18 protein-coding genes and 1 pseudogene are annotated in these 21,860 nt (G+C 67.1%); 8 read left to right on the top strand and 11 right to left on the bottom strand.

Annotated elements, in window-relative coordinates; translation table 11 throughout:
* Positions 1 to 24 precede the first annotated feature (24 nt).
* Positions 25 to 891, bottom strand: coding sequence for an S-methyl-5'-thioadenosine phosphorylase (mtnP, locus tag D620_RS0111105; protein WP_026092150.1), 867 nt, complete (start codon positions 889 to 891; stop codon positions 25 to 27).
* Between the two features lie 34 nt (positions 892 to 925).
* Positions 926 to 1,633, bottom strand: a complete 708-nt coding sequence (locus D620_RS0111100; protein ID WP_017665884.1) for a glutathione S-transferase family protein — start codon at positions 1,631 to 1,633, stop codon at positions 926 to 928.
* Between the two features lie 190 nt (positions 1,634 to 1,823).
* Here D620_RS0111100 and D620_RS0111095 point away from each other — a divergent pair, with 190 nt between their 5' ends.
* From D620_RS0111095 to D620_RS0111085, 3 genes are read left to right on the top strand one after another with little or no spacing between them, the layout of a single operon-like run.
* Positions 1,824 to 3,251, top strand: coding sequence for an aldehyde dehydrogenase family protein (locus D620_RS0111095; RefSeq protein ID WP_017665883.1), 1,428 nt, complete (start codon positions 1,824 to 1,826; stop codon positions 3,249 to 3,251).
* 7 nt (positions 3,252 to 3,258) lie between these two features.
* Positions 3,259 to 4,605, top strand: coding sequence for a phosphotransferase (locus D620_RS0111090; protein WP_017665882.1), 1,347 nt, complete (start codon positions 3,259 to 3,261; stop codon positions 4,603 to 4,605).
* 5 nt (positions 4,606 to 4,610) lie between these two features.
* Entirely contained in the window at positions 4,611 to 5,897 is a 1,287-nt protein-coding gene (locus tag D620_RS0111085) for an acyl-CoA dehydrogenase family protein (RefSeq protein WP_017665881.1), read from the top strand.
* Here D620_RS0111085 and D620_RS0111080 read toward each other — a convergent pair.
* Positions 5,894 to 6,853, bottom strand: a complete 960-nt coding sequence (locus D620_RS0111080; protein WP_017665880.1) for a bile acid:sodium symporter family protein — start codon at positions 6,851 to 6,853, stop codon at positions 5,894 to 5,896. The two genes, D620_RS0111085 and D620_RS0111080, sit on opposite strands and share 4 nt — an antisense overlap.
* Positions 6,854 to 6,960: 107 nt before the next feature.
* On the opposite strand from D620_RS0111080, the gene D620_RS0111075 reads away from it, so the two are divergent.
* Positions 6,961 to 10,281 (top strand): amidohydrolase family protein, encoded by a 3,321-nt coding sequence (locus D620_RS0111075; RefSeq protein ID WP_017665879.1) that lies wholly within the window; start codon positions 6,961 to 6,963, stop codon positions 10,279 to 10,281.
* 25 nt (positions 10,282 to 10,306) lie between these two features.
* Here the strand turns inward: D620_RS0111075 and D620_RS15255 are convergent, their stop codons facing one another.
* Complete coding sequence (locus tag D620_RS15255; RefSeq protein WP_017665878.1) at positions 10,307 to 10,900, bottom strand: sigma-70 family RNA polymerase sigma factor; 594 nt, start codon at positions 10,898 to 10,900, stop codon at positions 10,307 to 10,309.
* Between D620_RS15255 and D620_RS16825 the strand changes: the two genes are divergently transcribed.
* From D620_RS16825 to D620_RS0111055, 3 genes are read left to right on the top strand one after another with little or no spacing between them, the layout of a single operon-like run.
* Entirely contained in the window at positions 10,899 to 11,093 is a 195-nt protein-coding gene (locus D620_RS16825) for a hypothetical protein (RefSeq protein ID WP_017665877.1), read from the top strand. The two genes, D620_RS15255 and D620_RS16825, sit on opposite strands and share 2 nt — an antisense overlap.
* A gap of 12 nt (positions 11,094 to 11,105) precedes the next feature.
* On the top strand, positions 11,106 to 11,969 hold the full coding sequence (gene motA / locus D620_RS0111060) for a flagellar motor stator protein MotA (RefSeq protein WP_017665876.1): 864 nt from the start codon (positions 11,106 to 11,108) through the stop codon (positions 11,967 to 11,969).
* A gap of 1 nt (position 11,970) precedes the next feature.
* Positions 11,971 to 12,882 (top strand): flagellar motor protein MotB, encoded by a 912-nt coding sequence (locus D620_RS0111055; RefSeq protein ID WP_017665875.1) that lies wholly within the window; start codon positions 11,971 to 11,973, stop codon positions 12,880 to 12,882.
* Between the two features lie 13 nt (positions 12,883 to 12,895).
* Here D620_RS0111055 and D620_RS0111050 read toward each other — a convergent pair whose 3' ends face one another.
* From D620_RS0111050 to D620_RS0111020, 7 genes and pseudogenes are all read right to left on the bottom strand, one after another.
* Complete coding sequence (locus tag D620_RS0111050) at positions 12,896 to 14,974, bottom strand: TonB-dependent receptor (protein ID WP_155800118.1); 2,079 nt, start codon at positions 14,972 to 14,974, stop codon at positions 12,896 to 12,898.
* A gap of 192 nt (positions 14,975 to 15,166) precedes the next feature.
* Positions 15,167 to 15,877: pseudogene (locus D620_RS0111045) on the bottom strand (flagellin); the annotation flags it as partial.
* Between the two features lie 127 nt (positions 15,878 to 16,004).
* Positions 16,005 to 16,883, bottom strand: a complete 879-nt coding sequence (locus D620_RS0111040) for an alpha/beta fold hydrolase (RefSeq protein ID WP_017665872.1) — start codon at positions 16,881 to 16,883, stop codon at positions 16,005 to 16,007.
* Between the two features lie 67 nt (positions 16,884 to 16,950).
* The gene (locus tag D620_RS0111035; RefSeq protein WP_017665871.1) at positions 16,951 to 18,438 is read right to left on the bottom strand and encodes a lipopolysaccharide biosynthesis protein; all 1,488 of its coding nucleotides are present in this window, start codon (positions 18,436 to 18,438) and stop codon (positions 16,951 to 16,953) included.
* Positions 18,431 to 19,519, bottom strand: coding sequence for a GNAT family N-acetyltransferase (locus D620_RS15245; RefSeq protein ID WP_017665870.1), 1,089 nt, complete (start codon positions 19,517 to 19,519; stop codon positions 18,431 to 18,433). Before D620_RS15245 ends, D620_RS0111035 begins: the two co-directional genes overlap by 8 nt.
* Positions 19,520 to 19,662: 143 nt before the next feature.
* On the bottom strand, positions 19,663 to 20,775 hold the full coding sequence (locus D620_RS0111025) for an S-(hydroxymethyl)glutathione dehydrogenase/class III alcohol dehydrogenase (RefSeq protein ID WP_017665869.1): 1,113 nt from the start codon (positions 20,773 to 20,775) through the stop codon (positions 19,663 to 19,665).
* 20 nt (positions 20,776 to 20,795) lie between these two features.
* The gene (locus D620_RS0111020) at positions 20,796 to 20,981 is read right to left on the bottom strand and encodes a DUF5522 domain-containing protein (RefSeq protein WP_033376709.1); all 186 of its coding nucleotides are present in this window, start codon (positions 20,979 to 20,981) and stop codon (positions 20,796 to 20,798) included.
* Between the two features lie 139 nt (positions 20,982 to 21,120).
* Here D620_RS0111020 and D620_RS0111015 point away from each other — a divergent pair, with 139 nt between their 5' ends.
* Complete coding sequence (locus D620_RS0111015; protein WP_155800117.1) at positions 21,121 to 21,819, top strand: hypothetical protein; 699 nt, start codon at positions 21,121 to 21,123, stop codon at positions 21,817 to 21,819.
* The last annotated feature ends 41 nt before the right edge of the window (positions 21,820 to 21,860 follow it).

Here is a 21,860-nt window from a genome sequence, read left to right as displayed (position 1 = left end):
GGGTGCGGCAAAGGGCTCCGGACGCTAACCAAACAGCCGCCCGGCGACCGCGTCGAGCCTGGCCATCAGCGCGGGGTCGTGTTCGTCGGGCGCGGTGATGACGGCATCGTCCAATGCGGTATCGATCGGCGAAGGCTCGCGGGTTTCGGGCAGGGCGGCGATGAAGTTCATCACCATTGCGCGGGCGAGTGCGCCGTTGGCCTGCATCTGCTGGACGACCTCGGCGACGTCCACGGCCTCGCCATCGCGCCAGCAATCATAGTCGGTGACCATGCCGACAAGGGCATAGGGCAGCTCGGCCTCGCGCGCCAGTTTGGCTTCGGGCATGGCGGTCATCCCGATCACGTCCGCGCCCCATTGGCGATACATCCGGCTTTCCGCGCGGGTCGAGAATTGCGGACCTTCCATGGCGAGATAGGTCGCCCCCACCGCAACCTTGCCCTTGGCTGCGGCGACAGCCTGCGCGGCCATCTCGGAGAGGCGCGGGCACACCGGATCAGCCATCGACACGTGGGTCACGAAGCCGCTGGTGAAGAAGGTGCTGGGGCGGTGGACGGTGCGGTCGATGAACTGCTCGACCACGGCAAAGCGCCCGGGCTCCAATTCCTCGCGCAGGGAACCCACCGCGCTGATCGCGAGGATATCGGTGCAGCCAGCGCGCTTCAGCGCATCGATATTGGCGCGGGCGTTGAGTTCGCTCGGGCTGACCGGGTGCCCGCGGCCGTGGCGGGGGAGAAAGCGCACCTTCACGCCCGCAATGGTGCCGCACAGGATCTCGTCCGAGGGATCGCCCCACGGGGTCTCGATCGCGATCCACTGCGCGTCCTCCAGCCCGTCGATGGCATAGAGGCCCGATCCGCCGATGATCCCGATGCACCATTCGCTGGCCATGCTGCCTGCCATCTCCTTATCTGGGTGGACGGCCTTAGGTCAGGTCGAAGCGGCTGGGCAAGGCCTTGCGGATGATTGCGTCGGCGGCGCTGTACGGTCCGGCGATTTCGGGACGCGCGAACATCGCGGCAAAGTGCCTTGCGAGCGCGGGCCATCCGTCCAGCGGCATTTCCGCCACCAGCGCGATCTGGAGCATGACCTGCGCCACCGTGATGTCGGCGATCGACAGCGCATCGCCCGCGAAGAATTCGGCGCCCGAAAGCCGCGCCTCGAGCACGTCGAAGATCGGCGGAAGCTGGTTTGCCCAGGCATCGCGCGCCTTGGCGAGATCGGGCGCCTCACCCTTGGTCACCGCGAAGAAGATCGGGCGGAAGATGCCGAGGCCTCCTGCCACGGCCAGCGAGGTGTCGGCGAATTCCTCGATGAACAGCGCCTCACCGTAAGCCGCCGGTTCGGCGGGGTAGAGCGCGGGCGCGGGGTGCTTCTTCTCGATATAGCCGCAGATCGCCGAGGAATCCGGGATCGTCCCGGCCGTTCCCTGTTCTGCGACCGAGCGGTCGCGCAGCACCGGAATGCGCTTCATCGGCGAGATGTCGGTGAACCATTGCGGGGGCGCGAAGACATTGACCGCCTCGACCTCGTGGGGGACGCCTTTCAGCAGGCACAGGCTCGCCACCTTGCGCACGAAGGGCGAGACCGGACTGCCATAGATCACCAGATCGGGGCGGGGCTCGGTCATCATCTCTCTCCTGTCGTTGTCGGGTCGGCAGGCCCCACATAGCCGCGCGCGGGCGTAGCGCAATCGTCAGGTGATCGCGGCCCCCTGCCGCGCTAGCCTTGCCTCGCAAGCAAGGATTGCGTTTTCGGATGCAACGCGCCAACCTTGGGCCCAGAGAGAGACGACTCCCCATTCGCGAAGAGAGGACACACACATGGTCACCCAGTACAAGAACCTGATCGGCGGAGAGATGGTCGCGACCGACCGCTGGCTCGACGTCGTCAACCCGGCGAACGAGCAGGTGATCGGCCAGGTCCCCGCCTGCGGCAAGGCCGAGCTCGACCGGGCTGTCGCCGCGGCGCGCGCCGCGTTCAAGACCTGGAAGAACACTCCCATCGAAGAACGCCGCGCCGCGATCATGGCGATCTCGGGCGCGATCAAGGCCAACGCCGAGGAGCTCTACCGTCTGCTGACCAGCGAACAGGGCAAGCCCCACGATCAGGCGCGCGGTGAAATCTACGGCGCGGCCGGGATGAGCGCGGCGCAATCGACCCTAAGCCTCGATGACGAGATCAACGAGGACACCGACACCCGCCTCAGCCGCACCCGCCGCGTGCCGGTGGGCGTGGTCGCGGGGATCGTGCCGTGGAACTTCCCGGTGATGATGGCGATCCAGAAGATCGCGCCCGCGATGCTTTCGGGCTGCACCATCGTGTTGAAGCCCTCGCCCTTCACCCCGCTCACCACCCTGCGCATCGCCGAGCTGATCGCCGACAAGGTGCCGGCCGGTGTCGTCAACATCATCACCGGCGAGGACGATCTCGGCCCGCTGATGACCAGCCACCCCGATATCGACAAGATCACCTTCACCGGTTCGACCGCGACGGGCAAGAAGATCATGGAAGGCGCCTCGGCCGACCTCAAGCGCATCACGCTGGAGCTTGGCGGCAACGATGCTTCGATCGTGCTCCCCGATGCCGATCCCAAGAAGGTCGCCGAACAGCTGTTCTGGTCGAGCTTCTCGAACGCGGGCCAGATCTGCGTGGCGGCCAAGCGCGTCTATATCCACGAGGATATCTATGACGAGCTGTCGGCGGCGATCGTCGAATATGCCAAGACCGTCACCGTGGGTGACGGCGCACAGCAGGGCACCGGCGTCGGGCCGATCCAGAACAAGAAGCAGTACGAGCGCGTGATCGAGCTGATCGAGGACGCCAAGGACAACGGCTACAAGTTCCTGCTCGGCGGCAATGTCGATCCCTCGGGCACCGGCTACTTCGTGCCGCTGACCATCCTCGACAACCCCCCCGAAGATGCGCGCATCGTCGCCGAGGAGCAGTTCGGCCCGGTGATGCCGCTGATGAAGTTCTCGACCGAGGAAGAGGTCATCAGCCGTGCCAACAACTCCGACTACGGCCTTGCGGGTGCGGTGTGGACAGGCAACCCCGAGAAGGGTGTCGAGATCGCCGAGCAGCTCGAAACCGGCACGGTGTGGGTCAACGAATACCTCCACCTCTCGCCCTTCGCGCCGTTCGGCGGGCACAAGCAGTCGGGCTTCGGCGCCGAATACGGCAAGGAAGGCCTGAAGGAGTTCACCTACGCGCAGGTGATCACCGTCAAGAAGGACAACGTGCCCGCGTGAAGCGCCAGTGGGGATTGCCGCAAGTGACCTGAATGCCGGGCTGGCGCGGGTCTGTGCCCGCGCCGGCCTCGGCGCCCTGTCCCCGGAGCCGCAGCGCCTGACGGGCGGAGCGGTGATGGAAAGCTGGCGGTTTTCGTCCGGCGGCTGCGATTACGTTCTGCGCCGCGCGCCAAGCCCCGCCTTCATGGAGGGGCGGCCTTACGGGCACGCGGTCGAGGCGGCGCTGATCGAGGCGGCACGTGCGAAGGGTGTGACCGCGCCCGACGTCGTGGCGGTGCTGGAGGAGGCGGACGGACTGGGCTCCGGCTTCGTCATGCGCGCACTGCCAGGCACGGCCGATCCCAAGGTCATTCTGGCATGCGATGATCCTGCCGGGCTGCTGCGGCAGGCCGCCCGCGACCTCGCGCGCATTCATTCGCTGCGGCAGTCCGATGTGCCCGCAGGCGTGCCGGTGATGGATTACCGCGCCGCGATCGCGGACTTGAAACAGCAGTTCATGGACGCGGGCGGGGATCGCCCGATCATCGCGCTGGGCCTGAAGTGGCTGGAAGACAATTGCCCGCCCGAGGTGGTGCCCGTGCTCAACCATGGCGATTACCGGATGGGCAATCTGCTGGTCGAAGGCTCGCACCTGACCGGCGTGCTCGACTGGGAGATCGCCCATTTCGGCGATGCCCACGAAGACCTCGCCTTCGGCTGCATGGCGGTGTGGCGCTTCGCCTGCTACGACCGTCCGGCGCTGGGGCTGGGGAGCATCGAAGACTACATCGCCGCCTACGAGGCCGAAGCGGGGGTGACCATCGACGCCGCGCGCTTCCGCTTCTGGACGATTTACCGGACGGTGTGGTGGGCGATGGGCTGCCTCAAGATGGCAGCGCAGTGGCGTTCGGGCGCGGACCGGATGCTCGAACGCGTGGTGATCTCGCGCCGGACCAGCGAGCAGGAACTGGACCTCTTGCTGCTCCTCGAGGAAGACGCGCCCGAGGCCGAACGCGCCGCCCCCGTCCACGCCCCCGCCGCTCTCGATCAGCAGGCCGGCGAGGCGAGCATGGCCGAAGTCGCCGAAGCGATCAGCGAGTGGCTTGGCGCGGTCAAGGAGCGGATGGAGGGCCATGACCGCTTCCAGCTGGCGGTGGCGCGCAATGCGCTCGGCATCATCGCCCGCAATGCCACGGTGCTGCCGCGCCTTGTCCACCCTTTCCTCGCCGAGGATGTTCTGAAGGGACGCAGCACCTTGGCATCGCCGGGCCTCCTTGCGCTGCTGCGCCACGCGGTCTTGGGCAAAGTGGCAGTGGATTCGCCCAGATATCCCGCGCTTGGATATGCACGGAAAAAATGGACCGGAGAGGACTGACCCGCATGGATTTCGCCATTCCCGCCGACCTTCAGGCCTATCTGGGTGAACTCGACGCCTTTATCGCCGCCGAGATCAAGCCCTTGGAGCAGCAGGACGACAACATCCGCTTCTTCGACCACCGCCGCGAATATGCGCGCACGGACTTCGAGGCGGGCGGCCTCCCCCGGCACGAGTGGGAGGAACTGCTCAAGGAAGCCACTGCCCGCGCCGACAAGGCCGGTCATTGGCGCTTCTCCGCGCCCAAGCGCTATGGCGGCAAGGACGGCAGCAACCTGTGGATGGCGGTGATCCGCGAGCATTTTGCCCGAATGGGCCTCGGCCTCCACAACGACTTGCAGAACGAGCACTCCATCGTCGGCAACTTCCCCTTCGTCGCCATGTTCGACCAGTGGGGGACGGAAGAGCAACGCCAAGAATTCATCTTCGGCGGGTTTGAGCGCACGCGGCGCGTGGCCTTTGGCCTGACCGAACCGCATCACGGCTCGGACGCCACCCACATGGAAACCCACGCCGTCCGAGAGGCCCGCGACGGGGTCGACGGCTGGCTGATCAACGGCGAGAAGATGTGGATTACGGGCATGCACGTTGCCACCCACTGCGCGATGTTCGCGCGCACGTCGGGCAAGGCGGGCGACGCGAGCGGGATCACCTGCTTCCTCGTCCCCAACCCCACCCCCGGCCTCGCAATCGAGGAGTGGATGTGGACCTTCAACATGCCCACCGACCACCCGCGCCTCAGCGTTACCGACGTATGGGTGCCCGACAGCGCGATCCTCGGCGTCGAAGGCCGCGGGCTCGCGCTGGCGCAGAGCTTCGTCCACCAGAACCGTATCCGGCAGGCGGCGAGTTCCTGTGGCGCGGCGCTCTATTGCATTGACGAGAGCGTGAAATACGCGCGGGAACGCAAACCTTTCGGCGAGGAACTGGCGCGCAATCAGGCGATCCAGTTCCCCTTGGTGGAACTGGCGACGCAGGCGGAAATGCTGCGCCTCCTGATCTTCAAGACCGCGTGGGAGATGGATCATCTGCCCCACGAGGCGATCGAGAAGACCATCAGCGACAAGGTCTCGATGTGCAATTACTGGGCGAACCGGCTGGTGTGCGAGGCGGCCGACCGCGCCATGCAGGTCCACGGCGGGATCGGCTATTCGCGCCACAAGCCCTTCGAGCACATCTATCGCCACCACCGCCGCTACCGGATCACCGAAGGCAGCGAGGAGATCCAGATGCGCAAGGTGGGGGCCTACCTGTTCGGATATCTGGGGCCGAAGCGGGGGATGTTCGCTTAACCCCGCCGCCAGCAGCCCGCCAGAAGGCTCCCGATCAGCACGTGCCACACCGCCGAGATCGCCGCGGGCACCGGGGCGAGGGCGGCCTGTGTGGCATTGGCGAATTGCGCGGCAAAGGCGGGGGTTTTGGCGAGGCCCGAGCCGAGCCCTGAATTCTGCATCCCCACCTCGATGGAGATCGTGCGCGCTTCGATCTCGCCCAGCCCCAGCATGCGGGCCAGCAGGTAGCCCAGCCCGAAACCCAGCGCATGGAGCAAGAAGGTCGCCAGCAAAAGCACGCCCGCATGCTCCATGATCTGCGCCTTCGACCCGCCGACGATCCCGCCCACGATCAGCACCACCAGCACGATGGCGACCAGCGGCAGCACCCCGTTCACCGCCTCGGCCGCACGCGGGAACAGGCGGTTGAGCAGGGTGCCGAGCACTACCGGCACCAGCACCACCGCGATCATGTTGAGGAGCAGGTTGAGCCGGTCGATCTCCACATAGGCCCCAGCCAGCCAGCCCGTCAGCAGCGGGGTCAGCACGACTGCGGCCAGCGTCGAGGCCATGGTCATCGCCACCGACAGCGCCACGTGCCCGCGCGCGATGTAGGTAACGATGTTGGATGCCGTGCCTCCGGGGCAGCAGGCGACGAGGATCAGGCCTACCGCCAGCCCCGGCTCGAGCCCCAGTGCCTTCGCCACCGCAAGGCCCGACAGCGGCATGATCGTATATTGCAGCGCCACGCCGGCAACGAAGGCGCGCGGCATGTTGAGGAGGCCGCGATAATCCTTGAAGGTCAGCGTCAGACCCATCGCCAGCATGATCAGGCCGAGCGCGAGGCTCAGCAGTGGCTGGCCCGCGAAGGTCATCCGCCCGTCGGTCATCCAGGTGAAGGCCGGCGGGTAGAACCACGCGAGCGCCACGCCCGCAATCGTCAGCGCGGCGAAATTGTTGGTGATCCGTTGCAGCATCCGCGTGTCCCCCTGAGCCGCCGACTGTAATCGACCAACGGCATTGCTGCCCCTAGCAATATCCTTGCGCCCCGCTAGTCTTCCGCGCCGACAGAGGGAGACTTTCCATGCGCATTTTCGCCGCCGCCCTGCTTGCAGGCGCCGCATTTATCGCCACGCCGCTCGCCGCCGCCCCCGCCAAGAAGGACGCCAAGGCCGAGGAGAAGTGGAGCGTCGATGCGCCCAAGGGCGCGACCATCAAGCAGGTCGCAATCAATACCGATGAAGGCACCTGGATGGATGTCGACGTCGCGCCCGACGGAAAGACACTCGCCTTCACGCTGCTCGGCGATATCTACACCCTGCCGATCGAGGGCGGCACGCCCAAGCGCATTTCGGAAGGCCTCTCGTGGGACGTGCAGCCGCGCTTCTCGCCCGATGGCGCGCGCATCGCCTTCACTTCGGATCGCGGCGGCGGGGACAATATCTGGGTGATGAACGCCGACGGCAGCGACAAGCGGCAGGTGACCAAGGAGGACTTCCGCCTCCTGAACCAGCCCAGCTGGTCGCCGGACGGGCGGTTCATCGCAGCCAAGAAGCACTACACCACCGAACGCAGCGCCGGGACGGGCGAGGTGTGGCTCTATCACGTCAGCGGCGGCGGCGGGGTGCAGGTCGTCGAGCGCGCCAGCGAACGCCTCCAGAAGGAGCTCGGCGAGCCGACCTTCGCGCCCGATGGCACCGCGATCTACTATACCCGCAACACCACGCCCGGCCCGATCTTCGAATATGCGCAGGACAGCCAGAGCGGCATCTTCGCCATCGAGCGCCATGATCTGGCGACGGGCGAGGTCACCCAGGTGGCCGGCGGCTATGGCGGCGCGGTGCGCCCCGCGCCCTCGCCTGACGGCAAGGAGCTCGCCTTCGTCCGCCGCGACAAGGACCAGACGCAGCTGTGGGTGAAGGACCTTGCCAGCGGCCGGGAGCGGATGGTCTACGGCAAGCTCGACATGGACGTGCAGGAGACTTGGGCGGTGACCGGCGTCTATCCCAACATCGACTGGCTGCCCGATAGTTCGGCCATCGTGTTCTGGGCGGGCGGGAAATTGAACCGCGTGACCCGTGACGGCAGCGGCCATGCCGTGATCCCCTTCCGCGTCAACGACACGCGCGGCGTCGCCGATGCGCCGCATCCGGTGATCGCCGTCGCGCCCGACAGCTTTGCCACCACCATGCCGCGCTTCGCCACGCTCTCGCCCGATGGCAGCCGCGTGGTGTTCGAGAGCCTCGGGCGGCTTTATTCCAAGTCCGCCAAGGGCAAGGACGCGCCCGCGCCGCTGACCGGCGATCCTGCCGATGTGCTCGAAGCCTTCCCCGCCTTCAGCCGCGACGGGAGCCGGCTCGCCTATGTGCGCTGGAGCGATGCCAAGCTGGGCGAGATCATCGTCGCCGACGCGCAGGGCCAGAACCGCCGCGTTCTTGCCGGCCCGGGCCATTACGGCAACATCGCCTTTTCGCCCGATGGCAGCATGATCGCCTTCGAAAAGCGCGAGGGCGGCTATCTGACTTCGCCCGATTTCTCCGAAAGCCTGGGCATCTATGTCATGCCGGTCGCCGGAGGGGAGGCGAAGCTCGTCACCCGTGACGGGGCGAACCCGCAATGGGGCGCGGCCAATGACCGCCTGTTCATGGTCGCGCGCGATGGCGGCAACCTCGCGCTGGTCTCGACCGACCTTGCCGGCGAAGCCAAGCGCACCCACGCCAAGGGCGACCTTGCCAACGACCTGCGCATCGCGCCTGATGGCCGCACGATCGCCTTCCGCCAGAACTACGAAGTCTTCGCCATGCCGCTGGTGCCCGGCGGCAAGCCGGTCGATGTCAGCGAGAAGGGCGGATCGCTCCCCGTGACCAAGGTCAGCACCGGGGGCGCGGACTATCTCGGCTGGGCGAATGGCGGCGAGACGCTGTTCTGGTCGATCGGGCCGGTGCTGGAGAGCGCCAGCATCCCCGCTCTGTTCGCCGCCGCGCCCAAGGCGGAAGGCGACAGGACGCCGGCCTTCACCCCGCCCACCACCGGCATCCCGCTTCAGGTGAGCGTGCAGAAAGCCAAGCCCTCAGGCACCACGGTCATCACCGGCGCGCGGGTGCTGACGATGCGGCCCGGCCTTGGCACTGACGATGCCGGGGTGATCGCAAACGGCCTCATCGTGATCGAGGGTGACCGCATCACCGGGGTCTATGATGCGACCGTGGTGAAGATCAAACTGCCCGGCGATGCAAGGATGATCGACGCCACCGGCAAGACCATCATGCCCGGCCTCGTCGATGCCCACGCCCACGGCGCCTACGGGGTCGGCGACCTCATCCCGCAGCAGAACTGGGCGCTGCTCCAGGATCTCGCCATGGGGGTGACCACGGTCCACAACCCCTCTTCGCAGGCGAGCACCGTCTTCGCTGCCGCTGAACGCCAGCGCGCCGGCCTCACGCTCGGCCCGCGCATCTTCTCGACCGGCGAGATCATCTACGGCGCCAAGGCGGCGGACGTCTATGCGCGGATCGACAGCTACGAGGACGCGCTCGCCCATGTGCGGCGGATCAAGGCGCAGGGCGGGATCTCGGTCAAGAACTACAACCAGCCCCGCCGCGAACAGCGCCAGATGGTGGTGCGCGCGGCTGCTGCCGAGAACCTGCTGGTGGTCGCCGAGGGCGGTTCGCTGTTCGGCATGGACATGAACATCGCGGCCGATGGCAACTCGACGCTCGAGCACAATGTGCCCGTCGATGTGTTCTATGAAGACGTGCTGCAATTCTACAGCCAGTCGGCGACCAATTACACCCCGACGCTCGTCGTCACCTATGGCGGCCTTGCGGGCGATCCCTATTGGCGGCAGGCCACCAACGTGTGGGAGAACCCGCTGATGGTTCACACGCCGCCCAAGATGCTGCTTGCCGAAACCGCGCGCCGCACCAAGGCGCCCGAATGGGCCTTCGTCGACGACAACAACGCCCGCGAGGCGAGGAAGCTCGCCCGGCGCGGGGTGAAGGTCAGCATCGGCGCCCACGGCCAGCAGGCCGGTGTCGGCGCGCATTGGGAGCTGTGGAGCTTCGTGCGCGGCGGGATGAGCCCAGTCGAGGCGTTGAAGGCGGGCACCATCGTGCCGGCCCAGTCGCTCGGCATGGCCAAGGACATCGGCAGCATCGAGCCCGGCAAGCTTGCCGACCTCGTGATCCTGTCCGACGACCCGTCGCAGGACATCGCCAATTCCGACAATATCGAACAGGTGATGATCGGCGGGCGGCTTTATGATGCCAGGACCATGAACGAGGTCGGCACCGGCGATGTCAGACGCCGCCCCTACTGGTGGGAAGGCGAAGGCGAGGGCGGCGCGCCCGGCTCGCAGCGCACGACCAATGAAGGGCGCGGCCATTCTGACGGGGATGCGGGCTGAAGCTGGCGGGAATGCGCTGGAGGGCTCAATCCCCCTCCAGCAGCCCGCGCAGATCCTTCAGCGCCTTGGCGCGCAGCTGGTGGACGCGCGGCACGCTGACTTCGAGCACGGCGGCGATTTCGGTGAGGTTCAGCTCCTCGACGAAAAACAGCTGGAGCACCAGTTTCAGCCGGTCGGGCAGCTTGCCCATCGCGGCGATCAGTCGCTCGCGGTCCTCGATTGCGCACAGGGCTTCGAAGGGGTCGGGATCGTCCGAGGCGAAAGCGAGGCTGGTCTCGTCATAGGCGTCCTCGATCGGGGTCAGCTTCACGCCCGAGGCCTCGATGGCGAGCAGTTCGGAATCGCTCACTTCCATTGCGCGGGCCAGTTCCGCACGGCTCGGCTCGCGCCCCAGTGACCCGCGAAGCGAAGCGAGCGCCCGCTTGTAAACGCCCCTCCTGGCACGCGCGGTCCGGCTGTCGTGGGCGAGGCGGCGCACCTCGTCGAGCATCGCGCCGCGCACCACCGCGCTCCAGAGCGGGACGGGCGATCCGGTCGCGGCGGCCAATGCGAGCCTTGCCGGGATCGACGCTGCGCTCGACAGCACCAACCGCGCCACGACGATCCTCGGCACGCGCATGGCGTGGGTTGAGCAGGTCGAGACCCAGCAGGCTGACCGCCGCGTCGCGCTGGCCGAGCGCCGCAGCCGTGTCGGCGATACCGACATCGCTGATGCCATCGCCCGGCTCCAGCAATCGCTGACCGCGCTGGAGGCGAGCCAGTCCGCCTTTGCCCGCGTCAGTTCGCTGACCCTGTTCGACGCGCTGCGCTGAGGAGACCGGCCCGTGTTTGCTGCCATCGGCATCGTCGTTCTGCTGGCCATGGTGTTTGGCGGGTTCATGCTCGCCGGGGGCGCCATGGGCCCGGTGCTCGCCGCGCTCCCGCTCGAATTCATGATGATCGGCGGCGCTGCCACCGGCGCGACCCTGATCGGCAACTCGATGCACGAGATCAAGCTCCTGGGCGGCGGGTTCGGGCGGGTGTTCAAGGGCCCCAAATACAACGACCAGGACCATATCGATGCGATCGCGCTGACATCCAAGCTGATGAAGCTGCTGCGTTCCGAAGGCGCGGTGGCGCTCGAAAGCCATGTCACCGAACCCGGTTCCTCGACCCTGTTTTCCGAATATCCGCGCCTCCAGGCCGATCCGGTGGTGACCGCGATGATCTGCGATCCGTTGACGCTGATGGTGGTCTCCTCGGGCACGCTCGATACCCACGCGGTCGAGGACATCATTGACAGCGCGATCAAGACCCAGCTGCACGAGATGGACGAGCCGCAGCACATGATCCAGTCGCTTGCCGACGCGCTGCCCGCCCTGGGGATCGTCGCGGCGGTGCTCGGGATCATCAAGACCATGGGCGCGATCGACCAGCCCCCGGCGGTGCTCGGCAAGATGATCGGCTCGGCGCTGGTGGGGACGTTCCTCGGCGTGCTGCTCGCTTATGGCCTTGCCGGGCCGCTGGGCGCGCGGCTCAAGCAGATCAACACCCACGACCAGCAGATCTTCCATTCGATCAAGCAGGTGATCATCGCCAGCCTGCACGGCTATCCGCAGCCGCTGGTGCTCGAAGCGGCGCGCTCGGGCCTGCCGCCGGCGCATCGCCCGAAGCTCACCGATCTGCTCGACATGATGCGCGGGCGCTGAGATGGCAGACGCAGGCGGCGCCATTCCGGCACCCATCATCGTCAAGAAGGTGACCATCATCGAAGGCGGTCACCACGGCGGCGCGTGGAAGGTTGCCTATGCCGACTTCGTGACCGCGATGATGGCCTTTTTCCTGCTGCTGTGGCTGCTTGGCGCAACGGAAGAAAAGCAACGCAAGGGGATCGCCGACTATTTCACCCCGACGCTGGTCAAGCTGCGCAAGGAAAGCGCCGGGTCAAACGGCCTCTTGGGCGGTTCCTCGCTGACCGATCCCGACAACTACCCCAACCGCCAGGGCCAGACCGGATCGCGCACCATCACCATCCCGCGCGATGCCACCGGCGGGCCGACCTCGACCGGCAAGGGCAGCGATTCGGAAGCGCGCAAACTTCAGGAAATTCAGGAGAAGATCCAGAAGAAGCTCGCCCAGCGCCGCCAGACGAGGCAGCTTGCGCGGCAGATCAGGGTGATGCGCGCGCCCGAAGGCATCCGCATCGGTCTGATGGACGACGCCAACTTCTCGATGTTCGAGCTGGGCACGACCATACTCACCAAGCCCGCGCGCGCGCTGCTCGCGGTGATGAGCGAGACCTTGAAGGACGAGATGGCCCCGCTGATCGTGCGCGGCCACACCGATTCGCTGCCGTGGCGCGGCGGGGTGAAGACCAACAACTGGTCGCTTTCCGCCGGCCGCGCCGAGGCGACCCGTCAGGCGCTGGTGCTGGGCGGTGTGCCGCAGAACCGCTTCGCGCGGATCGAGGGCGTGGCCGAGACCGAACCGCTCGTCACCGACGACCCCGCCGACCCGCGGAACCGCCGCATCTCGCTGCTGCTGCTCGAGGGCCGCGGCGCGGCCTCGGGCGGGCCGCAGCGACCGGCTCCGCCTGCCGTGAAGGACAAGGGCGCCAAGTAGCGCCTTTGTGCCGCTAGAACGCCACCCTTGCGGTCAAGCGCGCGTTGATCGGAGCGCCAGTCGAGATGTTGTTGTTGTTGTGCGCGTCCGAGAAATAGCGCTCGTCCAGAAGGTTCTCGACGTTGAGCTGGAACTCGAGCCTGTCGGTGGCCTTGAAGAACACCGCCGCATCGAGCCGGGTGAAGGCCGCAAGGCGCGTGGTGGTCGGCGCGGTGCGGATCGCGGCGAATTGGCTCGACTGGTGGATCACGCCAAGGCCAAGCCCGATCCGGCGCGTCGCCTGGTAGCGGTTCCACAGCGCGAACTGGTGCTCGGGCACCTGCGCAAGGCGCACCGCTTCGTTCCCGTCCAGCCGCGCATCCTGATAGGTATAGCCCGCGCTCACCTGCCAATCGGGCGTGATCCGCCCGGTCAGCGCCAGCTCCACCCCTTCGGTGCGCGTCGCGCCGATATTGATCGTCGCTGCGACATTGTTGGGATCGGGCGTGGTCGCGTTGGTCCGGTCAAGCCGGAACACGGCCAGCGTCGCGTTGAGATCGGGGCGGATGTCCCACTTGGCGCCGATCTCGTAATTGGTGAAACGTTCCGGTGCGAGGTTTTCCTGGGCGGCGCTGAGGGTCAGGAACTGGTCGCCCGAACGCGGCAAGAACGACTGGCTGTAGCTGGTGTAGAGCGAGATGTTGTCCTGCGGCTTGACGATCACGCCGATGCGCGGGGAGACCCTGTCGTCGGTCCGGGCAAAGGGACGCGGGGTGCCGATCCGGTCGGTCCCGTCGATTTCGAAGCGATCGTAACGCAGGCCCACGACTAGATCGACATGCTCGCCAAAGCCGATCTGGTCCTGCGCATAGGCCGAGAACACCTTCACTTCTGACAGGGTATCGCGCAGCAGCGCACCAGACGTTGCGGTCGGATAGACGATGTTGGCCAGATCGAGCGTGGTGCGCGAAAGGATCAGGTCGCGGCGCTGGTTGGTCGAATTCTGATCGGCATACTCGAGGCCCACCAGGACCTTGTTGGTGACATTGCCCAGATCGACATCCCACACGAGATTGGACTGGACGATGAAGTTCTGGCGGGCGGTGGGATCGGTATAGTCCGATAGCACCACCGTGCCGGTCTGGCCCGTTGCCGCGCCATTGGCGAAAACGTTGGTGTAGAACTTGTCGTAATCGCCGTAGAGCAGCGTGGTCGACCATTGCAGGTTTTCGGCCAGCTCCCCGTCGAGCCGCGCCTTGACGATATGCGCTTCAAGGCCGGCGCGGTTCACGTCCGGCGCGCCGAAAAAGGTGTCGCGGTAGCCTGCGATCGGGCGGTTGGGCTGCCCCGGGGCCGTGGCAATCGAGGGCACGCCGCGATCGGTGACGCGCTTGTCGCTGACATATTCATAGGACAGCCCGGCCTGCCAGCCGCTGCCGAACTCGACCGCGAGATAGGGATTAACCGCGTAGCGCTCGCCCCCGAAGACGTCGCGGTGGTTGTCGAGGCTTTCGTAATAGGCGTTGAGCCGGAAGGCGGCCGTTTCTGAAAGCGGCGCGTTGATGTCGGCGGAGATGTCCCAGGACCCGAAGGTGTTGACGCTGCCGGTGGCACCGAACGCCAGATCCCCGGCCGAGGGTGTCTTTTGCACCCGGTTGATGATCCCGCCGCTGCCGCCGCGGCCGAAGATCAGCGCGAAGGGCCCCTTGAGCACCTCTACCCGTTCGATGTTGTAGAGGCTGCGGAAATACTGGACGTCGTCGCGCACGCCATCGAGGAAGAAGTCGGCGGTGGTGTTCTGGCCGCGCAGGGTGATCTGGTCGCGGTTGCCTTCGCCCTGCCCGATGGTGGTGCCCGGCACGTAGCGCAGCACGTCGGCGATGCTGCGCGAGGCCTGGTCGTCAAGCTGCTCGCGGGTGACCACGGTGACAGTCTGCGGCACGTCGATCAGGGGCGTATCGGTCTTGGTGGCGGTCACCGAATCGCTGGCGAGGTAGCCGTCGGCCTTGCCGGTGACGATGATCGTGCCGCCGTCCACGCTCTCGGCCTCCGACGCGTGCGCCACGCCGGGGACGGCGAAGACGGCGACGGACAGGAGCAACATTCTTTTCATCGGGGGGGCCTTTGGCAGGGTCTGTTGGCTGCCGGCCCTACTGCTAATGAGAACGCATTGCAAATATTCGCTGCGAATGATTTGCGATGTGCGCAAGGCCCTGAGCGACGAAAAAGCCCGGAGCCATGCGGCTCCGGGCTCTCGTGCGCCGCCCCTCAGGGGAAAAGCAGGCGGCGCGCGGGGGAGGTGCGATTAGCGCAGCAGCGACAGCACGTTCTGCTGCGACTGGTTCGCCTGGGCGAGCATCGCGGTCGAGGCCTGGCCGAGGATCTGGGCCTTGGCGAGCGCGGTGGTTTCAGCCGAGTAGTCGGTGTCCTGGATCCGCGAACGCGCGTCGGTCAGGTTGGTCGAGACGTTGGTGAGGTTGTTCACCGCCGACTGCAACCGGTTCTGGCTGGCACCGAGCGTCGCACGGGTGGTCGAAACGAACTCGACGTCGGCGTCGATGTCGACCAGCGCCGCGCGGGCCGCGGTGCCGTCGGTGCCGGTGACGTCGAACGAACCGGCCGCACCGCCGCCCGAGGTCAGGCCGGTGGCGAGGTCATCGAGCGTGATGTCGACGGTGTCGGCATCATTGGCACCGGCCAGCACGGTGACGGTGGCAACCGAACCGTCGAACAGCTGGACGCCGTTGAACTCGGTGTTGCTGACGACCTGGCCGATCTGTGCGGTCAGTTCGTCGACTTCGACCTGGATGTTGTCGCGGTCGGTGTCGGCGTAGGTGTCCGAACCGGCCTGCACGGCCAGCTCGCGGATGCGCTGGAGCATTTTGGTCACTTCGTTCAGCGCGCCTTCCGCCGTCTGGGCGAGGCTGATGCCGTCGTTGGCGTTGCGGATGCCCTGCTGCATGCCCTTGATCTGCGAGGTCATCGAGTTGACGATCGCGAGGCCGGCAGCGTCGTCAGCTGGCCGCGCAAATCCTACAGGCGGACGCGCGGGAGCTGGAGGCAATCCGCAAGGATATCAGCGATGTGCTGGAGGCTGCGGGTTAGGCTGGTGCAAATGTTTCACGTGGAACATTTGCAGAACATCACGCCTGCCCGATAAACTCCGCAATGATCCGCGCCGCATCGGCCGGGTCCTGGAAGGGGTGGAAGTGGGTCATGTCGGGGCGGTGGAGATCGGTCCCCTGCGGCAGGATAGCCGCCAGTTCGGGCCAGGTCGGCGAGCTCTTGAAGTCGTTCAATGTGGTGTATTGCGCGCGCACCACCAGCACCGGAATGTCGACCTTGCGGGCCGCATCAAGGATACCGGGATTGCTGCGGCTCGAGGCATAGATGCTCGCTTCGACCTCGGGCGCGCAGGCGAGTTCCATGCCCTCTCCGTCCGCGGCGGGGACGAGGCCGTGGCGGCAGTAATCCACGAACACCCTCGCATCGAAGAGATCATAGGGGTCCCGCGCGCCGAAGCGCTCGATCATCGCCTCGGCGCTCGCGAAGTCGCGCTTGCGGCGGATCGCGGGGTGGGGGTTGTCCGCGGTATAGAGCGCCTCTGCCGGCGCATAGAATTCGGGGGCGAGGATCACGGGGTCGAACAGCACCAGCCGTGCAAAGCGCCCCGGCGCATCGGCAGCAGCCTGGAGCAGCGTGTGCGCCCCCATCGAATGGCCGATGCCGACGGCGCCCCTTATGCCGGATTGGTCAAGAAATTCAGATACATCGCTGGAGAGCAACCGCCAGTCGTCAATCGGCGCCGCGCGCGACAATCCGTGGCCGCGCAGGTCGATGGCGTGGACGGGATGCGCGGGAAACCGCTCGGCAATCGCGTCCCACACCCGGCCATGAAAGCCGGTCGCATGGGCGAAGACCAGCGGCGCGCCGCCACCTTCGGAGGTCCATTCGTGGACGGCAAGGTCGATGCCATTGACGGGGTAGTAGCGGGTCTTCGGAGCGGGTCGCGGCATGGTCATGCCTCCCGCCCAAGAGCATCGCCGCCCCCAAGTCAATTGGACGCTTTTGCCAATGTCGACCTTCGCCTCACTCGGCGGGTGCGGGCGCGGGCGCGGGCGCGGGCTCGCTCCCGCTGCGGTTGCGGGCGAATTTCAGCGCTTCGGCGAGGCGCTCGGGCGCGATGATGTTGAGCGCGCCCAGATAGAGCGCGACGCCGATCGGCACCGCGATCCCGAGTGCCAGCCAGTCGGCCATGGCGGGCAGGCTGCGCAAGCCCAGCCACACCCCGCCCGCCATCGCCAGCGACGCGGCCAGCGGCGGGAGCAGCGCGCGCAGCAGGCCATCGGCGCGCAGCCCGATGATCGGGCCCGAAAGCGTCACCGTGGCCGTGGTCAGCACCGCCATCCCGCCGACCCAGCCCCATGCAAAGCCCATCACTCCCCAATGGGAACCGATGTAGTAGGCGACCGGCATCACCACGCTGCCGATCATCGTGATGCGCAGCGCCGCGAGCGGCACGCCGCGCGCGTTGGTGGCGGGCGCGAACAGGATCTGGAGCGTCATCATCGCCATCGCGCCCGCAAGGATCGGCAGCAGCGGCACGATCTCGAGCCATTGCCGGCCCAGCAGCACCGGCACCAGCACGGGGGAGACCACCGCAAGCCCCGCATAGGCCGGGAGCGCTACCAGCATGACGAGACGGATCGTCGCCAGCAGCGCGGTCGCGCCCAATTCGGGCTGGCGGGCATAGGCGGCGTAGGCGACCTCGTTGATCGGCGGCACGAACTTGGCGGCGAGCAGCTGCGCGAGGAACAGCCCGGTGCTGTAGACGCCCAGGGAGTGCGGATCGAGCACGCGCCCGGCGATCATCACGTCGGCCTGGCTCTGGACGAACCAGAACAGCTGCGTCGCGGTCATCACCCCGCCGAAGCCGGCGATATGGCCCGCGCCGGCAAAGCGGAACGAGGGGCGGATCGGCGCGCGCGCGGCGCGGGTCATGCCGATCGCCTCGGTGACGATCATCACCAGCGGGGCGCTCACCAGCGTCCACACCCCCCAGCCCGACAGCGCGCCGGTCAGCGCGGTCGCCGCGCCCGCGATCGCGGCAACGAGGCGCACCTGTGCCGGGCGGCGGAAATCCATCCTCCGCGACATGATCGCGTGCGGCAGCGCGGTGAAGGGGATCGCGAGATAGAGCAGCGACTGCACCCGCAAAAGGTTCGCGACCAGCGGCTGTTCGAACCACAAGGCAACCAGCGGCGCGGCGAGGAACTGCACCAGCGCGAGGCCGCCGTTCAAGAGCATCAGCATGCCCAGCGTCTGGCGCAGGCGTTCCTCGGTGACCTCCTCCTCGCGGATCAGCGCCGAGGCGAGGCCATAGCCGTTCATGGTGTTGAGCAGCACCAGCATGACCTGCGCCATGGCGAACAGGCCATAGTCCTGCGGGGCAAGCAGGCGGATGACAACGAGGGTCGAGGCCCAGGACACGATCTGCGTCCCGATCTGGCTGCCCGAGCGCCAGATCACCGCGCTGCGCACCTGCGCGGCGAGGGAGGGGGCACGGCGCTCACCCATGGGCACGGCTTTGCGGCGGTGCGAGCGGCGCGCCCCAGACCCGTGCCAGCAGGCGGGCGGGGGCGGCGTTTCGGACGAACAGCAGGTCGGCGAGCTCATAGCCCGCCTCGGCCCCCATCGCGCGCTTGTAGCCGCTGTCGCCCGCACCCAGATCGACGCGCGATTGCCCTGCCTCCAGCGCGTCGGTAACCGCGCGGTGGTTGGCGAGCTTGCCGACCTCGCTCCTCGCGAAATCGCTGCGGAAACTGCCGGCGATGCCGTAGCGCACCGGCCCGTCGTCGAGATCGAAGCTGAACGCGGCCGCGCGGCCGGCGACGGTGAGGATCGTGGCGCTCAGCATCCCGGCCAGCACCGGATCGGCGAGCACCGCGCGCCAGGCGGCGCGGCGGTGGGAGGTCATGAACTTCGCGCCGCTGGCATCGGTCTTCGCCGCGATCCAGCTGGCGGCCTCGATGTCGGCGAGGGTTTCGAGCACGCCGTCATCCCAGTCGGCACCGCGCACGACCCGCCATGCGACGCGGCCATGGCTGGCAAGGCGGCGCTCGATGCGGGCGAGGCGCGCCGCGGTCGATCCGCGCGGCCAGCCGCCCTGCCTGCGCGCGGCATTAAGGTCGATCACCCAGCCGGTCCCCGCAGGGCGCGAAAGAATGCTCCAGCGCGCGGCCTGTGCGGCCTCGACAAGGCGCAAGGTGGCGGGATCATCGGCGCGGGCGGGGCCCAAGCGCCACACCGCGCCAAGGCTGGCGGCAGCGGCCGGATCGCCGAGCGCCTGGGCGAGTTCGAAGCTGGTGCATTCGGGCGCGACCAGCGCAGCGCGCAGCGGCCAGTAGCTGCCCGGCACCTTGCGCAGGCCTGCAATCGCGGGGCCGAAGGGCGCTGTCGGGATCGCGGCGAGCGGCGTGCCGGCTGCGTCTTCGACCACCAGCGTGCGCAGGCCGGTCACGGCGCCCTCGGCAAACCATGCGCTGCGCAGGAAACCGTGACCTGCCAGATTGCGCCGGGCCAGCACGTCAAGCGCGGGCGCGGCGCCCGTCCTTGCCGCGACCGTCAGGTGGCCGGCTGCAATCCTGGTTTCGTACATCTCGTTGCCTGCCTGTCGCGGAGCGCCAGAACCCGCCTTACGCCGTGCGCGTAACCACCGGGTTAACCAACCGCCCCATTCACCGCAAGAAACGTGATTTCTTCAAATATTCAGAAGGTTGAAGGCAAAGGGAAGCGGCTTTGTCAGAACACCACGACGCTGCGGATCGACTTGCCTTCGTGCATCAGATCGAAGGCGGTGTTGATCTCTTCGAGGCCCATGACGTGGGTGATCATCGGGTCGATTGCGATCTTGCCGGTCATGTACATGTCGACGATCTTGGGCACGTCGGTGCGGCCCTTGGCCCCGCCGAACGCCGTGCCGCGCCAGTTGCGCCCCGTGACCAGCTGGAACGGGCGGGTGGCGATTTCCTTGCCCGCTTCGGCGACCCCGATGATGATGCTGGTGCCCCAGCCGCGGTGGCAGGCTTCCAATGCGGTGCGCATCACTTCGGTGTTGCCGGTGGCATCGAAGGTGTAATCCGCCCCGCCGTCGGTCAGCTCGACGATCCTGGCGACGATCTCCTCGCGGCTCATGCCCTTGGAATTGAGGAAGTGGGTCATGCCGAAGCGCTTGCCCCATTCCTCGCGCGCCGGGTTGATGTCGACGCCCACGATCAGGTTCGCCCCGGCCAGCCGCGCGCCCTGGATGACGTTCAAACCGATGCCTCCGAGGCCGAACACCACGACATTGTCGCCGACCTGCACCTTGGCGGTGTTGGTCACCGCGCCGACCCCGGTGGTGACCCCGCAGCCGATGTAGCAGGCGCTCTGGAACGGTGCGTCCTCGCGGATCTTGGCGACGGCAATCTCGGGCAGCACCGTGAAGTTCGAGAAGGTCGAGCAGCCCATGTAGTGGTAGATCGGCTGCCCCTTGTAGCTGAAGCGCGTGGTGCCGTCGGGCATCAGGCCCTTGCCCTGGGTGGCGCGGATCGCGGTGCACAGGTTGGTCTTGCCGCTGAGGCACGACTTACACTGGCGGCATTCGGGGGTGTAGAGCGGGATCACGTGATCGCCCGGCTTCACGCTGGTGACGCCCGCGCCGACCTCGCGCACGATGCCGGCGCCTTCATGGCCCAGAACGCTCGGAAAGATGCCCTCGCTGTCGAACCCGTCCAGGGTATAGGCATCGGTGTGGCAGATGCCGGTCGCCATGATCTCGACCAGCACTTCGCCGGCTTTGGGCCCCTCGAGATCGAGCTCGACGATTTCGAGCGGCTGCTTGGCGGCAAAGGCAACGGCGGCGCGGGTTTTCATGGGGCGTGGTCTCCGGATAGTCAGCGGCGCGTCGGTACTGCTTCATGGCCGTAAGGGCAATGGCGGCACGCCGAGCCGCAGCACTTGCCGCGCGCCAGATGGGCGATGCGGGTGAAGACGGTGTAGCCGGTCGCCGGATCGCGATAGGTGCTCTCGCCGCGCGCGCAGGCGGCTTCGTGCAGGGCTTGCCAGTCGGGCTCGGTCATCGCTGGGCAGCGATAGATCACAAGGCTCCGCAACGCCATGCGCGACATCGTTTTGTCGCAATGCCTCCCCTGGCCGCTTGCACCGCCCTGCGATTTGCGCTTTCTCGCCGGCCTGCCATTCGCGCCGGAGACCCCGCCCTTGCGTTTCGTTCTGCTTTTTGCCGCCCTGTTCCTCGCCGCCCCGCTCAGCGCTCAGGGCATCCAGCAGACCAAGGGCGACTATCAGGACAAGTTCCGCCAGCTCGACGAAGTGCTGCCCGCTCCCAACACCTACCGCAACGCGAGCGGCGCGCCCGGGCATGAATACTGGCAGCAGAAGGTCGATTACGACATCAAGGCGACGCTCGACGAACCCCGGCGGCGGCTGAGCGCGCGCGGAACGGTGCGCTATACCAACAACTCGCCCGACAGCCTGCCGTGGCTGTGGATGCAGCTCGACCAGAACATTTTCCGCCGGGATTCGATGGCCGAGCTGACCGACGTGTTCGGCGGCCCCGGGCGGCGCGGGCCCAAGGTCACGGCGGGCACGGGGGGCGAGCCGAGCAAGCTGTCGACGGACGAGCTGCGCCGCCAGCAGGCCATGGCCGACAACGACTACGGCTATGACATCACCGCGGTGACGCTGAACGGCGCAGCCCTGCCGCACACCATCGTCGGCACGCTGATGCGCATCGACCTGCCCAAGGCTTTGGCGCCCGGCGAGACGGTGGAGTTCGCCATGGAATGGGCCTTCGCCATCGTCGAGGAGGACGCGGTCGTCGCGCGGTCGGGCTACGAGCACTTCCCCGACGATCCGAGGCAGGGCGGCAACGACATCCCATGGCACGCCTGGAGATGAGCGGCAGCTTCCCGCTTCGCGGCGGGCGTCACCACTTTTTT

Source organism: Porphyrobacter sp. AAP82 (genome assembly GCF_000331285.1).
Classification (GTDB): domain Bacteria; phylum Pseudomonadota; class Alphaproteobacteria; order Sphingomonadales; family Sphingomonadaceae; genus Erythrobacter.
The sequence above is the reverse complement of the archived record's forward strand: the minus strand, read 5'-3'. Positions and strand labels throughout refer to the sequence as shown.